Source organism: Vibrio splendidus (assembly GCF_001557875.1).
GTDB lineage: Bacteria > Pseudomonadota > Gammaproteobacteria > Enterobacterales > Vibrionaceae > Vibrio > Vibrio splendidus_F.
The window spans coordinates 923,167-941,434 of the sequence record NZ_LNRF01000001.1; the positions used below are offsets into that span (position 1 = coordinate 923,167).

At 42.5% G+C, this 18,268-nt stretch carries 18 protein-coding genes; 16 read left to right on the forward strand and 2 right to left on the reverse strand.

Annotated elements, in window-relative coordinates:
* Positions 1–57: 57 nt before the first annotated feature.
* From ATB74_RS03895 to ATB74_RS03955, 13 genes are read left to right on the forward strand one after another with little or no spacing between them, the layout of a single operon-like run.
* The gene (locus ATB74_RS03895; protein ID WP_048659963.1) at positions 58–270 is read left to right on the forward strand and encodes a Flp family type IVb pilin; all 213 of its coding nucleotides are present in this window, start codon (positions 58–60) and stop codon (positions 268–270) included.
* A 54-nt stretch (positions 271–324) separates the two neighbouring features.
* Positions 325–1,101, forward strand: coding sequence for a hypothetical protein (locus ATB74_RS03900; protein ID WP_061016689.1), 777 nt, complete (start codon positions 325–327; stop codon positions 1,099–1,101).
* Between the two features lies 1 nt (position 1,102).
* Complete coding sequence (locus ATB74_RS03905; RefSeq protein WP_060980419.1) at positions 1,103–2,428, forward strand: type II and III secretion system protein family protein; 1,326 nt, start codon at positions 1,103–1,105, stop codon at positions 2,426–2,428.
* Positions 2,428–2,889: a hypothetical protein gene (locus tag ATB74_RS03910; RefSeq protein WP_061016691.1), complete on the forward strand. Its 462-nt coding sequence runs from the start codon at positions 2,428–2,430 to the stop codon at positions 2,887–2,889. Before ATB74_RS03905 ends, ATB74_RS03910 begins: the two co-directional genes overlap by 1 nt.
* A 2-nt stretch (positions 2,890–2,891) precedes the next feature.
* Positions 2,892–4,085: an AAA family ATPase gene (locus tag ATB74_RS03915; RefSeq protein ID WP_060980417.1), complete on the forward strand. Its 1,194-nt coding sequence runs from the start codon at positions 2,892–2,894 to the stop codon at positions 4,083–4,085.
* Positions 4,082–5,347, forward strand: a complete 1,266-nt coding sequence (locus tag ATB74_RS03920) for a CpaF family protein (protein WP_061016693.1) — start codon at positions 4,082–4,084, stop codon at positions 5,345–5,347. Before ATB74_RS03915 ends, ATB74_RS03920 begins: the two co-directional genes overlap by 4 nt.
* Entirely contained in the window at positions 5,344–6,258 is a 915-nt protein-coding gene (locus tag ATB74_RS03925; protein WP_061016695.1) for a type II secretion system F family protein, read from the forward strand. Before ATB74_RS03920 ends, ATB74_RS03925 begins: the two co-directional genes overlap by 4 nt.
* Positions 6,258–7,124 (forward strand): type II secretion system F family protein, encoded by an 867-nt coding sequence (locus ATB74_RS03930; protein WP_061016697.1) that lies wholly within the window; start codon positions 6,258–6,260, stop codon positions 7,122–7,124. The genes ATB74_RS03925 and ATB74_RS03930 overlap by 1 nt, the downstream gene beginning before the upstream one ends.
* Positions 7,124–8,251 carry a CDC27 family protein gene (locus ATB74_RS03935; protein ID WP_061017722.1) on the forward strand — a complete coding sequence of 376 codons (1,128 nt, stop codon included), beginning with the start codon at positions 7,124–7,126 and terminating at the stop codon, positions 8,249–8,251. Before ATB74_RS03930 ends, ATB74_RS03935 begins: the two co-directional genes overlap by 1 nt.
* Positions 8,248–8,784 carry a TadE/TadG family type IV pilus assembly protein gene (locus tag ATB74_RS03940; RefSeq protein WP_061016700.1) on the forward strand — a complete coding sequence of 179 codons (537 nt, stop codon included), beginning with the start codon at positions 8,248–8,250 and terminating at the stop codon, positions 8,782–8,784. The genes ATB74_RS03935 and ATB74_RS03940 overlap by 4 nt, the downstream gene beginning before the upstream one ends.
* The gene (gene tadF, locus ATB74_RS03945) at positions 8,774–9,358 is read left to right on the forward strand and encodes a tight adherence pilus pseudopilin TadF (protein WP_061016701.1); all 585 of its coding nucleotides are present in this window, start codon (positions 8,774–8,776) and stop codon (positions 9,356–9,358) included. Before ATB74_RS03940 ends, tadF begins: the two co-directional genes overlap by 11 nt.
* A 1-nt stretch (position 9,359) precedes the next feature.
* A complete protein-coding gene (locus ATB74_RS03950) occupies positions 9,360–10,676 on the forward strand; it encodes a TadE/TadG family type IV pilus assembly protein (protein ID WP_155645051.1) in 1,317 nt (438 codons plus the stop codon).
* 1 nt (position 10,677) lies between these two features.
* Entirely contained in the window at positions 10,678–11,244 is a 567-nt protein-coding gene (locus tag ATB74_RS03955) for an OmpA family protein (protein WP_061016703.1), read from the forward strand.
* A 180-nt stretch (positions 11,245–11,424) separates the two neighbouring features.
* Here ATB74_RS03955 and ATB74_RS03960 read toward each other — a convergent pair whose 3' ends face one another.
* A complete protein-coding gene (locus ATB74_RS03960; protein ID WP_060980410.1) occupies positions 11,425–12,303 on the reverse strand; it encodes a LysR family transcriptional regulator in 879 nt (292 codons plus the stop codon).
* Between the two features lie 99 nt (positions 12,304–12,402).
* Between ATB74_RS03960 and ATB74_RS03965 the strand changes: the two genes are divergently transcribed.
* Genes ATB74_RS03965 through ATB74_RS03975 form a run of 3 tightly spaced genes read left to right on the forward strand, consistent with a single transcriptional unit; the run spans position 12,403 to position 15,647 of the window.
* A complete protein-coding gene (locus ATB74_RS03965) occupies positions 12,403–13,467 on the forward strand; it encodes an HlyD family secretion protein (protein WP_060980409.1) in 1,065 nt (354 codons plus the stop codon).
* A 9-nt stretch (positions 13,468–13,476) separates the two neighbouring features.
* Positions 13,477–14,487: a DUF2955 domain-containing protein gene (locus ATB74_RS03970; RefSeq protein ID WP_061016705.1), complete on the forward strand. Its 1,011-nt coding sequence runs from the start codon at positions 13,477–13,479 to the stop codon at positions 14,485–14,487.
* Entirely contained in the window at positions 14,487–15,647 is a 1,161-nt protein-coding gene (locus ATB74_RS03975; protein ID WP_060980407.1) for a patatin-like phospholipase family protein, read from the forward strand. The genes ATB74_RS03970 and ATB74_RS03975 overlap by 1 nt, the downstream gene beginning before the upstream one ends.
* 62 nt (positions 15,648–15,709) lie before the next feature.
* Here the strand turns inward: ATB74_RS03975 and ATB74_RS03980 are convergent, their stop codons facing one another.
* On the reverse strand, positions 15,710–18,013 hold the full coding sequence (locus ATB74_RS03980) for a putative bifunctional diguanylate cyclase/phosphodiesterase (protein WP_061016707.1): 2,304 nt from the start codon (positions 18,011–18,013) through the stop codon (positions 15,710–15,712).
* Positions 18,014–18,268 lie beyond the last annotated feature (255 nt).

Genomic DNA, 18,268 nt, shown 5'->3' on the forward strand with positions numbered 1-18,268 from the left:
ACTTTCATTTCGCAATTTCAATAAGACCAATGGTCGATATACTTTTAGAGGATTACTATGTACTACCAAACTTTAGCAAAACTAGCTGAACTAAAAATGAAGTTCGAAGATGATATTCGCGGTGTTACTGCGGTGGAATATGCAATTATTGCTGTTGTAATGTCAGCTTTAGTACTTGCTGCATTTCAAACTGATGCGCTTAAAAATGCAATTACTGGTGCCTTGACCAAGGTTACAACCAACTTGACTACTGCGACTACAGGCAAATAAACGGCCACTAAGAATAATATATTAAGGGGCTTTGGCCCCTATTTTAGGCTTAATATGAACAGAATTATCATTCTCCTTCTTATCGCTTTCTCTATTTTTTCAACATTGATATATATCAACAGCAACTATATTTCATTGGACGAAGAGCCACAACAAGTCCAGAAAAAAGAAGAACCCAAAGTGAGCATTTTAGTCGCTCAAAAAGAGATCAAACGCTCTCAGCCCTTGACTCCCAATTTTTACGAGAAGAAGTTTGTCCATATATCGGACTTAGACGGCTATTACTATACCTTAGAAAAAGACATCGTTGTTCAACCTGGGGCTCTTTTTAAAGAAGACATCAGGGAAGGTACTTATTTAACACAAGAGATGATTTCAAACCCGGGCGACCGAGATTATATGTATCTGTCGCTTAATGATGGTGAATTACCTTATTTTTATGAAGTAACAGGCATTGGGGTTGTACAAACATCGACTCTCACTCCTGGCGATAAAGTGAGCTTTGTTTCTACTACATCTTCAAAATCAAACCTCGTAGAGAGTGGATATGGAGACATCGGTGATTTGGTCAGTCGAGTCATTATTAGTGGAGCGCGAGTATTACAGGTGATTAAAGGTAGCGCAGATACCGACTCACAAGATGCTGAAGATAAAAAATACAGCTTAGTTATCGCTCTAAATATGCGCAGTGTATTGAAACTCGAAATGGCTCAAAAAATTGGGGATGTAAATATCATTCCTTCAGAAATTGAAAACCGTTATTTATCTATTCGCAGTAGTGACTTATTAGAAACACAGTTTGGTGTCAGAGAACTACGTGGTAAGGACTAACATGAATTTAAACAAACAACATATAGCCTTGCTATTGTCTGCAATTCTCTCTTGCCCATTGCTCGCATCTGAATTAATGAACTTAGATCAAGGTGCGGCGAAGACCATTAATTTAAAGAGACAGATATCGACAGTATTTGTAGCGAACCAAGAGATCGCTGACTATAAAATTATTGATGAAAACAAGGTTGTCGTTTATGGCGTTGGCCAAGGCACTACCTCAGTGATTGTTTATGATCGTGGCGGAAACGAAATTTACAATGCTGAATTGGTGGTGAATCAAAGCTTAAGGCTACTAAAGCAGACGCTAATCGCGCGATTCCCTGATGAAAACGTAGTGGTTTCCAATGTCGGTGATCAAGTGGTACTCGATGGCATTGTTGGCAGCGAAGAGATTAAACAGAAGATTAATCGCCTTGTTGGTGAAATGCTTAATAAAGAACGTCGTCGTGCCGCTTACGAACTCAAAGATGCAGACGGCGAAGCGCTAGACGAACTAGAGTACACTGCACAATACAACTACGACCAAGTGATTAATAACTTGAAAGTGCTTACTACCGAGCAGATCAACGTAAAACTAACGGTAGCGGAAGTCTCGAGTTCATTTTTAACCGAGTTGGGTGTGACTTATAGTGACAGCGGTGAGCCAGGTACTTTTGTTAATAAGCTGCTCGACTTTACTGCTCAAGATATTGTTGCTGTTATTTCTGCGAGCGGTGATGACAAGATTGGGCGCGTACTGGCAGAGCCAAATCTATCCGTTATTTCTGGCGAACAGGCTAGCTTCCTAGCGGGTGGTGAAATCCCAATCGCGGTGCGAGACGAAGACGGCATTACCATCTCCTATAAAGAGTATGGTGTTAAATTGGCGATGGTGGCGAAGGTCACGGATACAGAGAACATCCGCTTAACCTTGATACCTGAAGTGAGCTCAATTGATGAATCAAACAAGACCACAACAGGGCTTATTTCCGTGCCTTCGTTACGCACCAGAAGAGCCCAAACCACGGTCCATTTGAAAGATGGCCAAAGCTTTGTACTCGCTGGATTACTGACATCAGAAGAGCGCGAATCGTTAACCAAGATTCCAATTTTGGGTGACATCCCAATCTTGGGTGCACTGTTTAGTCACACCTCTACTAACCGCTCTAAAACTGAACTCATTATCGTCGCTACGGTTAATTTAGTCGATCCAGTTGAGCAAGAGCAGGTCAAGCTGCCGAGCTTTAGGCGTACCAGCGACCTTGAACGACTCCTGAGAATCGACCTTTCTGAACTTGATGAGCCAGAGCTAGAAAACACAATTAACCAAGGAGGGTTCAACTGATGAAATGGATCGCTATTACTCTACTAGCACTGCTTGCCTCAGCTTGTACACATGTTGATAGCACGAACACCAGTGTTATTGAGCAACTAGAAGAACGCTTCGAGTTTGATACGACGGGGAGCGAAGATTCAATGTCACGCTCTGTGGCTTTTATTCGAGAGCTGAATGCAAGAGAGCCTAAGTCAACGTTCTACGTCAAATACAAACCAGATGCGAGTGAGTTCGTGGCTAAGTTTCGAGACAGGTTTAAATCGGAGTCGATTGCCAAAGACAGATACAAAGTCGAACTTGCCGCTGACGATCAGCAGAAAAATATCCTGATCATAGGGCGATACGTTCGCATTAAAAGCAGTGACTGTGGCGTGATGGTGTTTTCGAAACGTGAAGATTACCAATTTGGCTGTAGTGTTGAGCACAACCGTAACATTAGTTTGGTTAACCCAATCAAAAAGGCGAAGTAGCGATGGACTTAGATATTTTATTTCGTAACTCGTCGTCGAAAATGAAATCGTCGGTTCAAGCGACAGACTTGGTTGTTTCTGACGACAGCACGTTAACTGAATCGATCCAAGATCTTTACGCAATCGAAGGCTTTCCCAAACCTCTTGAAGTGACCGATATTGATTTGGACGGCGCTTGGAATCAGTCAAACATCAAGTTGAACCATGTTGTATTGGACCTTCGCAGTGCACCAAACGTAATAGAGCAAGTCTCTGAGATTTCGGTTCGACTGGATGTGAACATCTCTTTACTCGTTCTATGTGATGTTGACTCGATAAAGCTGCGTAACCAAGTGCACGCTTTAGGTGCGACATATGTGCTGTGGGATTCTGAACTTGATGCGTTACTTGCGGCAATTAAGTCGACGCAAGAGGGGGAAAGCACCGTTAAAAAAACGCGTGTAGCTAAGCGTATTTTAGTACTCGGAACAAAGGGTGGAATTGGTGTTTCGTGTGTTAGTTCAGTCTTGGCTCACTCTTTGGCTGAACAAGCGAATTTAAAAACGCTTTTGGTCGATCATGACTCAGGGGCTTTGAATAGCGACATTTATATCGGTGTGAAAGGTTTAAAAGCAAAACACAACAGTATCGATTTGAATCAAATTGATATCGACAGTGCCATCGCCAAGACCTACGTACATCCGGTGAAAGACAAGCTTGATTATTTGGTGTTAGAGAAGAACGTCGCTTGTCTCTCTGATCACGCGTCGACGCTTTACAACCTTTCTAATCAACTGATTGATCAATATAACTTTATTATCGATTCAGCGCCGCTGTCTTGTTACGAAGAAATGCACGATCAGGAATTGTCAGATAAGTACCATCGCATCTTTATTGTTTGTGAACCGTCGGTGTCTTCATTGCGCTCCTATAACTCTTTGAAGAAAAAGATAGGTAAATCCGAACACCAAATCATTTTCAATTTAAATAGGCCAGCAAAGGACTTTATGGTGACGCTTGCTAGCGCTAAAGAGCGGATCAAAGCCAAAGACAGCATTGACTTCATGTATGAACCGTCGCTCGAGAAGATGGTGGTCCAGCAAGGTATCAATGAGTTGCTTAAATCCAAGTCCTCGTCCGCTGTGCTGAGTATGGTCGCGACATTGACGGGTAAGAAAATTAAACCTAAATCACGCTTTAGTTTGTTTAGAAAATGAATCAATTAAAAGAAATCTACATTCAACTTCGCGATGAAATTTTCGATGCGTTGGATGCGGCGACACTCGTCGAAATCAGTAATCAAGAGCTCGAAGAGCAGCTTAAAGACTCTGTGAATATCTTGATCGATAAGAAGCAGTTGCAAGTTAGCTCCTTGAAACGGGTTGATTTGGTTAAGGCACTGCTTGATGAACTGAAAGGCTTGGGACCACTGCAAGCCTTGGTCGATAACGATGACATCTCGGATATTATGATCAATGGGCCTTCGGATATTTTCATTGAAATCAATGGCAAGGTAGAACAGTCGCCGATTCAATTTGTTAACGAAAAGCAGTTAAACACTATAGCTAAGCGGATCGCCTCTAACGTAGGGCGTCGTATTGATGAATCTAAGCCACTTTGTGACGCACGTTTAATGGATGGCAGCCGTGTCAACATCGTAATACCTCCGCTGGCGATTGATGGTACTTCCATTTCTATTCGTAAGTTCAAAGAGCAGAAAATTAAGCTCGAGAACCTTGCAGAGTTTGGTGCTATGTCTGTTGAGATGGCAAAGCTTTTGTCGATTGCTAGCCACTGTAAATGCAACATATTGATCTCTGGTGGTACAGGTTCAGGTAAAACAACGCTACTCAATGCGTTATCTGGTTTCATCGGTGAAGGCGAACGTATCGTTACCATAGAAGATGCTGCCGAATTGCAGCTTCAAAAACCGCATATCGTTAGGCTTGAAACTCGACAAGCCAGTGTTGAAGGTACGGGAGAAATTACTGCGCGCGATCTCGTGATCAACGCTCTTCGTATGCGCCCAGACAGAATCATTGTGGGTGAGTGTCGTGGCGGAGAAGCGTTCGAGATGCTTCAAGCAATGAATACCGGCCATGATGGGTCGATGTCGACATTGCACGCCAATACGCCACGCGATGCGATTGCTCGTACTGAAAGCATGGTGATGATGGCAACCGCGAGCCTGCCGATATCTGCAATACGCAGAACCATCGTGAGTGCAGTAGACCTGATTGTTCAGGTAAAGCGTCTTCATGATGGCAGCCGTAAGGTGATGTATATTTCGGAAATTATCGGCATGGAAGGGGATAGCGTAGTGATGGAAGATATTTTTCGTTACGAGGCGAGCTCCGATTTTAAAGATGGGAAAATGGTCGGTGAGTTTAGAACGCCTGGCTTATCTACCCGCTCTGTCATTTATGAACGTGCTAAGTTTTTCGGGCTAGAGCAAGCGGTCAGGGAGATCTTCTCATGACATTCATTCTGATTGCGTCATGGAGCGCGTTGCTGATCTACTTCCTTATTCATCGATCTCGTCAAAACAAAAAGTTGAGTAGCTTGATCGAGATGGAGGCTGAATTCGAAGGGGTAAAGGGCGTTCGATCTGTTATTGATTCTCAGCAGTTTGAAGAGAGCTACAAAGCCAGATTCCGGAAAAGCTACAAGAAGATAGTCAAGGTATTTCAGCCTAATATGTCGCTGAAGCTTATTTTGTTTGTCTGTGTTTCTGCGTCAGCGGTGTATGCCATCAATGAGTTCTTCTTAAGACAGGATTACCTTGTTTGCCTGATGATCGCTGAGCCCGTTTTGTTCTTCGTTTTTTATAACAAGCTCAAGCAGAGACAGATGGACCGGTTTAAAACCAACTTTCCTGATGCCTTAAACATTTTGAGTGGGGCGATATCTTCTGGGCAAAGTATTATCCATGCATTTGAATATGTTGGTAAGCAACTTGATAACGAGGTAGGGAAAGAGTTCAAATTTATGGCCGAGCGCCTACTGATAGGTGAGGCCCCTGATGACGTACTGGAACGAAGCAGCAATACATTCCCTTATTTAGAATATTTTTTCTTCGCTTCAACAATCCGTATCAACCTAGCACGAGGTGGTCAGCTAAAAGATGTGATCAACAAAATTAACCGACTCATGTTTGATTCGAGGGCGGTAGAGAAGAAAAAGAATGCGTTGACCTCTGAAGCGCGCGCATCGGCAAAAATTATTGCCTGCTTACCGGTAATATTCCTGATCATTTTAAAGTTCACTAGCCCAGAGAACTACAGCTTCGTTATGTTCGAAGAAGCTGGTCAGCCGATTTTTTATTACGTTCTAGTAAGTGAGTTGCTCGGGTTCTTTTGCATTTGGCTGATATTGCGAGGTGTTAACTAATGGACATGAAAACCCTGGGTATTTGGGGGGCGATATTTATAGTTTCAATGGTGCTTGCCACGTACTGCTTGCGATTTTGGGACAACACCAGAGCAAATATTGAAACCCGAAAGATCATTGGTTCGACACGCGAAGAGAAGAAACGAACCGACTTATTTAAATCGATATTATCTCGAATCAGTTTTAATAAAGATGAAACTAAACGCAAGTTAGTGGCCGCGGGTTTTTATAGTGACTTTCTCGCTGATGCTTATTACCTACTTAAAATCATTCCTTTTAGTATCTGCTTGATTCTTATTGGCTTTGATTTTTATAGCGGAGAAACCGAAGTACTGTTTTCTTTGTTGTATTTATTGGGCGCGTTATTAGCGTTTGTTATTGCGCCCGATACTTATGTGTCTGCTCGGGGTAAAGCCAATATCAAACACATTAGTTCGAGATTGCCTTTTTTACTCGACCTGATGAATGTGTGTGTTCATACCGGGATGACTATCGAATCGAGCCTGGAATACTTAGCTAAGGAACTTCATTCGGTCGATAGCAACCTTGCCCACGTCGTTCGAGTTACGGTGGAACGCTCACGTCTTGTTGGCTTGGAAAAGGCGCTAGAGGAGTTTTACGACCTTGTACCAACCAGTGAATCGCAAAGCTTTGTGATGACCATGGTGCAGAGCTTGCAGTTTGGTTCATCTGTAGGCCCTGTATTGGCAATGCTAGCGACCGATATTAGAGAATTGAACATGATGGATCTGGAAGAAAGAATTGGGAAGATGGGGGCAAAAATGTCCATCCCTCTGATCGCTTTTATCATGGTTCCTATTGTTGTTCTCATTGCTGCCCCAGGTATTTTAAGGATGTTGATGTGATTAAAAAGTATTTATTTATCACTGTGCTCTTCGCTTTACTCTCTGGTTGTACAACCGTGAATAATCAACTTGAGACCAAAGAACAACTACTCATAGGGGCCGGCGATTCGCAGAAACTTATCGAGTTCTACAAAGCAAACATACAGTCTGACCCTATATATAAAGTAAAACTCGTTAACCTGTATTTAGACCTAAAGGATATCAAGTCGGCGGAGCTATATCGCAATACCTATAGCGAGAGCAACCTTGATGACCCGGAATACATACTAACTAATGCTCGTATTTACTATCAGAAAAAGAACTTTGAACGCGCGCTAGAAGAACTAAATAAATACCGTGACGAAGGTGGTACCGAATATGAGTATCAACTTTTAACCGGAAAAATTCTGGCTCAGCAGAAGCAGTTTGTCCAAGCCATCGAACACTTTGAAGAGAGTCGTAAACAAGGTGCATCTGATAGAGAGGCCGGTAATAACATTGCCGTGGTGAAAATAATGCAGGCTGATTATTTAGGTGCGACGGACATTTTATATGACCTATATCTTTCGAATCCGAATGATCAAAGAGTGAGCTCTAACTTGATTCTTTCTTCAGTTAAATCTCAAAGGCCAGATATCGCACTCGAGGTTTTGAAACATTCAAATAGTGATGAACAAGCGCGTAAGCAACTCAAGGCGCTAATGAGGTCAATATCTAAAAGCGGAGGGAACAAGACCGTGACACAGTCAACAATAGAGATGGAACAACAGTTTATTGGCTCTCAAGCTAATTCAGGTGGCTTTGTTGCCCCAACATCACGTGTGAGCAAGCTTGATGCTACCAAAGACTTTCAAGCGTCTAAACACAGTGTGGACGGTTCGGTACTTGATCCTAGAAAACTTAAACCAAACGCAAAGCCTATTTATCGCGTACAAGTTTTGGCAACGTACACTGCGATTCCTTCAGACTTTTTGAATTATTTGAAAACAAACTATGGCTCTGTCTATTCCTATACACATGGGCTGTGGAAGCGTTACTGCATAGGTGATTTCAATGATCTGGATGAAGCCAAGGCGTTTCTCAATAGCATTGATATCAAAGGAGCATTTGTTGTTGATTACACCAAGAAAAGGTATGTCCGTTTATGAGATCGTTTAAACGAAAGCAAAAGGGTGCATTGACGGTTGAAGTCGCTATGGGTATTCCGATTTTCCTCGCGATTGTCTTTGGCTGGGTTGAGATCTGCATTTTGACGTTTTCAATGAGTATGACTGACCACGCATTAACGACGGCAGTGATGCGAACCAAAAAAGCGGGTGACTCGAGTAGTAGTCAATCCATTAACTACGGGCAAATGATCAAAGATGAGTTGAACAAAGCCGGTGGAGCATTATGGAGTAACGTCGTTAAAGAGGGCAGCGTCATCATTCATGTGAACTATTTCCGAGACTACGAAGGTTTTCTGAAATGCACTGACACTTATGCCTCTGCAGACAAGTGCCCAGATAAGAAAGATGAACCAGAAGACATGGCACTTGCAGTTTACGCTTTGGAATACACTTACGATCCCATTGTGTCTATTTGGTTCCCTGATATGCCGATAAAGCGCGAAGTTATTACGATCCAAGAGTATGAAAGATGCTCTTTCAAAATTGGTCAGGGGGCAGGTTGTGCAAGTTAAACAAAAAGGATCGTTTGCGGTTGAACTGGCGATGGTGCTTGTCTTTGCTTCTGGCATTTTCTTAGTTGTAGTGAACCACATGCTAGCGATTAACAAGAAAGGCCAATTGGACAGAGCCACATATTCAATGACCACGATTTTCGCAGAGCGGAAGCAGTTATTTAACGCCAACATGGACATTTGCGCAGGTGATTGCAGGAAAACAGAACACAACGCCTTTGCAATTGCGTCGGCTTCGATGAAGCGGATGATTCCGAACTTTGACAAAACCAAATTCGGAATGCGCATTGATGAGATAAGGCTCGAAGAGACTGCCGTTTCTGGAAGTAAAGTGAACTACCGAAGGGTTCAAAAGACACTAACCAAAGGAAACATACAGGGTTGTGATTTTCCTGATATGAGCGATATCACCAAAGAAAAAGCGATTGAAATGCTTCCCGTCACTTCCAGAGGGCGCAGATTACCCATGTATCAGGTTTCATTGTGCTACGAGATCCCAACAAACCTGATTGGTATCGCGAACGGTGAGGTCTTCCGTCTTGTGAGCTCTTCTTATTCATTTGCGAGGGTTTAAGATGCGTTCAATAAAAAGAAATAAGGGAGTAGCGGGTATTCTGTTCGTCGGCCTGTTACCAATGATGGTTATTTTTATGGCGTTTTCGATGCAGATGTCGCAACAGATGCTTGCGCATACCAGGTTACTGGAAGCGGCAGAGGTAGCGAGCCTAGCGCTTATCGCAAGCCCTAGAGAGGATGAAGAGAACAACGTTAAGTATGCACGCTACTTAGTTGATCGTTATGTTGTCGATAATACAGATGATGTCGATGTAGCGGTGTATACCAGTAAATGTGAGTACAAAGATGGTTGTGTACAAGCAAGTGGTGAGCTTGCACCGTTTAGCGACTTTGTGGTGAGCGCAACGGCCAAATACACGTCTTGGATTGCATACGAAGACGTGAATTTAAAGCCTGAATTTTCAGTCAGTGGCCGAGCTGTGACGCGCAAATATCTTCCTCAGCCAGTAGACGTCTACTTTATTGGTGACTTCAGTGGATCTATGGGCAACTCGTGGAAGAACGGCAAAATGAAGTTAGATGTCGTGAAAGAAACCATTAAGCGAGTCGTTGATGACATTGAAGAGTTTAATACCGAAGAAAAAAGCAGAGTCGCTTTGCTTGGGTACAACCCTCTTCATGTGAAACAAGACGATGAGATAGTGAGGCTTAACGCTTATGGCTATCGGGGCGCATGGAGAAAGAAATACGCTTATGACTACGCTCGAAACTCTCCCGGGACAACAGTGAGACGAATGTTTGATAAACCAATCTTGTATGACGAGATCATCGAACCATCGTATGGAATGAGTCGATATGAAGTAGAGCGACTTTATAAGCGAAACAATGATTTTGATGATTACTACAAGTTTTACGATATTCCATTGACTGAGGATTATGACAATTTTCGAGCTCAGTTAATGAGCACTCAGTTGAAAGCTGGTGGAGGCACCTCTTCTTGGAATGGAATCATTGCTGCGGCACAGGAAGCCAATAAAGCGACCAACCTTAACCCTGAACAGGTGTTCATTGTGTTATCCGATGGTAGTGACAGCGACGAGACCTATTTACAGAAATTAGTGGATCAGGGGTTGTGTAAAAAGCTGCGCTCAACCATTTCAGCGAAACGGAATCGTTTCCAAAGCAATGCACCAACTGAAGCTGAGAAAACAAAAGTAACAATGGGGGTTATTGGTATTAATTACCGCGTACAAGCAAGTGATGGCTTTGGAGACTGCTTCGGCAAGAAAAACATTTATCACGCCAAAGATGGTGAAGATGTGTACAAGTATATTTTGAATTTGATTAATGAAGAAACAGGAAAACTTAAGGATTAACATGAGATACCTAGTGATTATTTCTATGATGCTGCTCTCTCCAGTTGGCTATGCGAATTGCTTGGGCAATGTCGATGAATACATAACATCGACCACGTTAGTCTCTTCTCATATTGTGACGACTCAAGTAACGGGTAAATTGTTAGAGCGTGATGAAAGACCGCAGAATGAGCTGCTTAATAAAGAGAGTGAGGTGATCCAAGTCGCGGCTCAAGACGATGTGTGTTTCTATGATAAAGCGACGCAATCCCTGGTGCTTAATTATTCAACTAATGTGTACCAATTGGATGAAAGCCATAAACAAGTACTAGGACAATACCTGAGCTTAGTCAGTGATAAGTCCAAGATTTATATAGAGGGTCACGCAGATAGTGTAGGCAGTAAAGGCTACAACAAAACCCTGTCATCTCGCCGTGCCGGACAAGTGGCGAGCTACTTGAAGAAAGATCTTCACCAAGGAAGTCGCATCGTTGAATATGCGTATGGCGAAAGCGCACCCATTTGTAAGGTGGCGGACAACAAGGTGACGGGTTGTAACCGAAGAGTTGTCATCACCGTTAAGTCATAATGGGTTTTGTTGTTATTGTATGTGTTTTTATTTTTTGGGCGGCTCTGTTAAGTGGTGTATAAATAGATCATTTATAGAGTAAAAAAGGGAGCCAACTTAGGCTCCCTTTTCGGTTAAATAGTTGGCTATTTTATATGTAAACACCTCATAAATTTGCGCTTTGTACTGTCGGTTTAGTAATTATTCTGGTGAAAAACTTTGCTCCAAATTTTGCTTAAACAGATCGATGAATGAGCGAGTCTTTTTCGATAACGAATTCGCGGAAGGGTAGATCATGGTCAAACTTAATTTAGGGAAATCAACCTCTGGCAAAACATGTACTAGGTTGGATTCATCCCCTGATCGCGTTAGATAGATATCTGGAAGAAAGGCAATCCCTCGGTGTTGTAACGCTAACTTGAGTAAAAGGTTTAGATCGTCGGACTTTAAATGGATTTGAATGGACTTATCAAGAAAGTCAGCGCTGTATCTATTGGACAAAATACGATGGAGCTTTAAGTCATTTAAGCTTTCGCAGAAGGGGTGACTATCAAGGTACTGTTTGGTCGCGATGAGCCTTGAGCCATAATGTAGCAAGCTAAACTGAACATAACTATCGTCGATGATCTCGACGGTATTAGGCAGTATCTGTAGATCAAGCCCCTGGCGCTTTAAGTCCACGGAATCTTGGTAATTTTCAATTTCGATTTGCACATTGGGAAACTGTGCTGAATAGTCTTCGATAGTGGAATTAAAAATACTAGAACTCATTAAAGCTGACGGAATGGCTAGGCGCAATAGGCCATTGAAATCCCGCTGACTTTCCTGCAACGCTTCGACTCCCTGTTCAATGTGATAAACCTGCTTAGCCACCAATTCGTACAAGTGTTTCCCAGCCCCAGTTAGTTCAATATTCCGCGTGGTACGAATCAAGAGCTCTGTACCTAGAGAGGATTCTAACGTTTTTAAGCGACGGCTGACCTTTGAGCGCTGCATATTATTTGCCTTAGCTGCAGCACTGATCCCTCCATGAAGTACGACTTGGGAAAATAGTCTGATATCGTCAAAACTTGCTTTCATTGTCCTATTTTTAGCTCAAGTGTGGGCTCTTTGTGAGCATACCAGATAGATTTCATTATGACTATAATTGCACAAAAATCTGTTCGGTGAGGATGTAGCATGCAGCAAAAGCAAGTATTTAAGCGCACCATGAAAATTTTGGGTAGCGTATTTGTTGTCTTATTTGTGTATTTAATTATCGCGGATCGTCGAGCCCCTTTCACAACTGAAGGACGTGTTTATGGACAAGTTGTGCAGATAGCGCCAGAGGTGACAAGTCGAGTCATACGAGTATTCGTTGAGAACAATGAAGTGGTTGAAAAGGGCGACGTGCTATTCGAACTGGACTCGAGTCGATACCAAATAGCGCTGGAGCAAGCTGAGTTGTCATTGAAAGCGGCAAAAGAACAAGAACGTTCTTTATATGCTCAGAAAAAGATGGCGATAGCGAGCATATCTAGGGCCGAAGCCAGTTATAAAAATGCAGAAACAGACTATCTCCGAATTGCCGAGCTTGCCAAAAATCAAGCAGTGTCGGCATCATATCTAGACAATGTTTTTAAACAGTACCAAGTTGCAAGCTCGGTACTTGAGATTGAAAAGCATAACCTTAGCACTTTGGTCGCTCGTTTAGGAGAAGCGGGTCAGCCAACAACTGATGTATTGCTGGCTGAAAATAGAGTTAAGCAAGCACAGCTTGATTTAATGAATACCACAGTGCGTTCACAAAGCGATGGTGTCGTTACTAACTTACGTTTAGAAGTTGGAGCAATGGCGACAGCCAATATGCCGTTGATTACATTAATATCTGATGGTTCTATGTGGGTCGCGGCTGATTTTAGAGAAAAGTCTGTGGCGCATGTTCAAGAAAGCTATCGAGCGCTTGTTACGTTTGATGCTCATCCCGGACAGATATTTGACTATCGTGTCGCGAGTCGAGATTTAGGTGTTGCTTCCGCTCACCAAACCCCAAACGGTACGTTAACTCAAATTGAAGGGAATAACCGTTGGGTACGCGATGCACAACGAACAAGAATCAATCTACAGAGTGACGGTGTGTTGCCGAGCCCACTATTTGTTGGTTCTAGAGCGACGTTAGCCTTGTACTCAAACGATAATCGCTTTTGGGGGCTTGTCGCTAAGATGCGTATCCGTTTGGTTAGCTGGTTTCATTTCATCTATTAGGCGGTCGCGATGAAGACGTTTCGAATATGGTTTGGTTGTTCATTCGGTTTAGCCATAAGTATGAGTATGGGCTGGGAACTGGGCTTTTTGGCGATCCTGCTGCCCCTTTTTGTACTTAGCCTAAGTGATAGCTTGAACCTACCTCTGTTGTTGATCATTGCGGCTAGTGCACTTTGGTCAATAATCCAGGCTAATTTACTATGGGGAGCTTTCGGAAGTTACCCCTTTGCTTTGTTGATCGCTGTAGCGGGAGTATTTCTCTTTAAATGTATTGCGATGACAAAGAAACAAACCTTTATTATCGGCTATATGGGATTGATTGCGATATCTATTTTATTGCATCTAAGTAGTTACGACTTTATCGATATAGAAGAAATATCAATCACGATTGGCGTGTATTGCTTTATGAATATTGTGATCTGCTCTATGGCACATTGGTTATTCCCGGACGCGACAGACAAGAACCAACAGCCAGAAGAAACAGCACTGCCTATTCAGTACGATGCAACGCAAATCATGGTTATTTGGGTTGTCGTGATGCTGTCTTTTATCGTATTTCAAGTTGTTGATCTTTATGACTCATCGGCTGCATACGCATCAATACTTGTAATTTTGGCACCTTTAACTTGTTCAGGTGCAGTGCAAATGGCCAAAGTGAGAGTGATTGGTACAGCGCTGGGCTGTATTACAGGCTTGGCTGTGCAATTGATTCTTGGACCATGGTACGAAAATGCAATTTTGTATTGGTTATTATTCACAATTGCTATGGGGCCATTCTGTTATTGGCACACACAAGGTAAATTAAAATCTGCCCTTGCCTCTGCCGGGATGGCTTCATTAACGGTACCTTTGACGACGGCTTTAACCCCAAGTGAGCAAGACGCTATTTTTTCTATTTTATATAGGTTTAGTTCAATTTTTATTGCAGTTGTCGTTAGCGCTTTGTTTATTTTGTTGATGCAAGAAATACTTGAATATAAAGCGTTAGATAACTCCCCAAGCTTGAAAGAGAAACGATAATGACGCCACGTTATGCGGTAGTTATTACGCTGTTACTGATACTCGTCACGTCTGGGTGCGCACAAACCCCTGAGCGAAACATCTCCTTAAAGTCTGAGCAGATAAATCCCCTTAATACTCCTGGGTTGAGATTTTGGGATGAGTCTGTCAACTCTGCTGATAATTACGATATTGATAACGCGATAGATTCATTAGTTGAGTACAGCAACCTGTCTGGACAGGTGAATCATCTTGCTTTGTCTGGGGGCGGGTTTGATGGAGCTTTCTCTGCTGGTGTTTTGAATGCATGGACCAAAAGCGGTACTCGACCGGAGTTCGACGTGGTCACGGGAGTTTCAACCGGTGCAATTGTGTCGGTGTTTGCCTTTTTAGGAAGTGATTACGATCAAGCACTAGAGTACTACTATACGAGAACGACAGCTGAAGAGATGTTTAAGCGTAACTCGATTTTTAAGTTACCTTTTCGTCACTCAATGGTGGATGTGAGTGGCTTTGAACGCAAAGTGCGTCACGCTGTCGATGTCACTATGCTTAATCAGCTTGCACTTGAGAGAAGTAAAGGGCGGTTATTGCTGATAGCAACAACCAGTTTAGATAATCAAAAAATGGCAATTTGGGACATTGGAAAAATAGCGCAGATCGGTACGCCTGAAGCACGATATTTGATCCAAGATATTATTATCGCGAGTAGTGCTGTACCAGGCCTGTTTCCCGCGACTCGAATTGTGCTGCCTTATGAAGGAGGAACGCTAGATGAGTTGCATGTAGATGGTGGCGTGTCACGACAAGTGTTTCTCATTCCTCAAGGTTTTCAAACACCTTTGGCGTCAACGTCAAGAGACGTAAAAAGGAACATCTACGTCATACGTAATGGTTTCCTGAAGCCAGAATTCGAAGAAGTGGAAAATGGTTTAGCGTCAGTCTCTTACCGTGCTTTATCGATCTTGATTCGCCGGCAAAGTATTGGTGATATAGAACATATCTATAATTACAGTGAGCGAAATCAGATTGGCTTTCATCTTGCTTACATAGACGATGATTTTTCGAAAGATAACCTTAACTCGTTTAGCCTAGAGTATATGCAAAAGCTGTTTGCGTATGGATATCAAAAAAAGATAGAGAGTGACTTATGGAGTCAAAGCTTACCGAATCCAGATTAAGTGAGCCTTAAATTCATCTCTGTTTTTGGGAAAGCATAGATGCAAATATCTCTTCTTATCTGTTAACTTTCGGGTTCTGTCAGTTCTACTTCCTTGACTGAAGTTGGAGATAAAAATTCGTACAACTCATCATAAGGAATAGGGCGAGAGAAGTAATAGCCTTGCATCAAATCACATCCACAGGCCTTTAGAATCGCGAAATGTTCGTTTGATTCTACGCCTTCAGCCAATACCACCATGCCAAAGTTCTTACCGATTGCGATGATGTTTTGCACCATCGTTAGTGATTGCTGATCGACAGCAATATTTTCAATAAAGCTCTTGTCGATCTTCAGTTCATCAATAGGGAGTACTTTTAACATACTCAGTGATGAGTAGCCTGTACCAAAGTCATCTAAAGATATCTTGATATTCTTTTGGTGTAGAGCCTCGAAAATCGGCTTCACTATATCGACATCTTCGATAAACAGGCTTTCGGTGATCTCTAATGTTAGGCAACTTTCAGAGAACTGATATTTCTCAAGTGTGGCAAACAAGTGCTCAGAGAAAGAGCTATGAGAAAATTGACGAACAGAGATGTTGATTGAAAGCCCGATCTTTTGTTCGGTTGTTCGGTGCAAATGAGCTATCTGCATAACGCTGGATTCAATAATAAAAGTACCGAGCTTTTGCATCAAACCGGTGCTTTCAGCCACCGGTATAAAGACATCAGGTGGAACGAAGCCTAGTTCGTCATCAACCCAACGAACAAGAGCTTCTACACCGTGAATACTTTCATTGGCGCGAACCAGTGGCTGAAATACCATGAACAGCGTTTGTTTCTCGATAGCGATACGTAGCCTTTGTTCTACTTTCATTCTGTAGAGGTGGGCATCTTGCATTTGCGTAGTGAAAATACTGTACGAGTTTTGCTGTTGCTTCGCTTTGTACATGGAAATGTCGGCAGAGCGTAACAGGCTATCTAAATCTTGTCCGTGTTCAGGGAACCGCGCGACGCCAATGCTGCAACCCAACAAAAACTGAGCGCTTTCGACTTCATAAGGTTGGGAAAGCACTTCAATAATTCGCTTGGCGAGCCGTTTAATTTCAGCTTCATTCGATAAAGGTGTTAAGAATAAAAACTCATCACTGGATTCGCGTACCAGCAGGCTGACTCGAGAGCGGAATCTCATCAAACGCAAGGCGATCTGTTTAAGTACTTTGTCACCAAAGTCGTGCCCGTGGGTATCATTGACGCATTTAAAGTTATCGATATCGATAAACAATAGAGAGAATTGCTTAGACTCATCTTCAATCCATTGACCAATGTTTTTACGCATGTATAAACGATTGGGTAGGGAGGTTAATGGGTCATGATTCGCTTGGTAAATGAGTTGGCTTCGAGTACGTTGCTCGTTTTTGGCAATCGACTTTACTAAAAAGTAGAAACCAAACTGAAGAAAAACAAAAGCAACAAAAAGAATTCCGAACTCTTTGATGAATAGGCCATCGACGTGCGATAGGTCTGTGCGGCCGACAACCCAAAGCTTGTAGTCTGGAATGTATTTCGCGCTAACGAGTGAGTGATATGTGTCGTCATCAATACTGAAAGAGTAGGTGCCTTTGCCCGTTTTTGCCTCTTTGACGCTGATGTTCACTTGTTCTGAAAAGCTTTTGCTAATGCGTTTCATCAGGTCGTTAGGAACAGGGTTCAAATAGGCCTCAAGTGATTCGATATCGCTAGAAAAGAACTGACGATAGTTGTCTGTTCTGAGCAGGGTTAACGTGTTGTAGCTACCTGCGTGTGCATTGCTTTCAAATACGATCGTACTGTCTAAACGCAACCCCGCAGTCATAACTGCGTCGATGTTCTTGCCATCGATTGAAATCGACTTTCTTAACGGGATCACTAAGCTGTTAAGTGATTCTTGGAAATAAGTTCGCCCCAAGACCATTTTTTCACTAGACATAGCTTCAAGAAATGAGTCTCTAGTATGCGGGTAATTCAGCAAGTTATATTGATCAGACAGTTGTAGGTTCGAACTGATTGCAAGATAGTCGCCTTGAGGATTAAGTAATCCAAATGCAGCAATTGCTGGGTGAGTATCAAGTAGCTTATCTAATATTGGTCGAATCTGAATAGAAGCTGTACGGGTAAAGTCAGACTGTTGAGCCAATTGGTGCCCAACCACTTCAAGCAATGCTTCCTGACTGGTTAACAGAGAGCTTACCGAACTGGAAAAGAGCTCGACCTGGATAAGTTGTTGCTCAATGAAGTCTGCTCTGTTTGCTTGCCATTTGGTTACGCCCAACACGGCGAAAAGTATCACGGTAAGCAGCACGATCAGAGCGTACAGCGACCAGATATTTTTCTTAAATAGAGCCATGAGATGCCTTTTGTTGGTTACTACTATTAACAGAGAGCAAGTGACAAACTATTGGGTCGTCAGCGTGATTCATGCAACGAAGGATACAAATATCCAAAATGAAAGTATTAATGATTAAATAGTGTAACGACTATGAGCAGAGATTCTTGAGTGAAATGTTAGTATTCATAATTTTGATAACGATTAGTTTATGATTAATCACAAATTATGGTTAGCAAGTTGATGTGGATTACCAATCAAACAGCGTTAATCGAG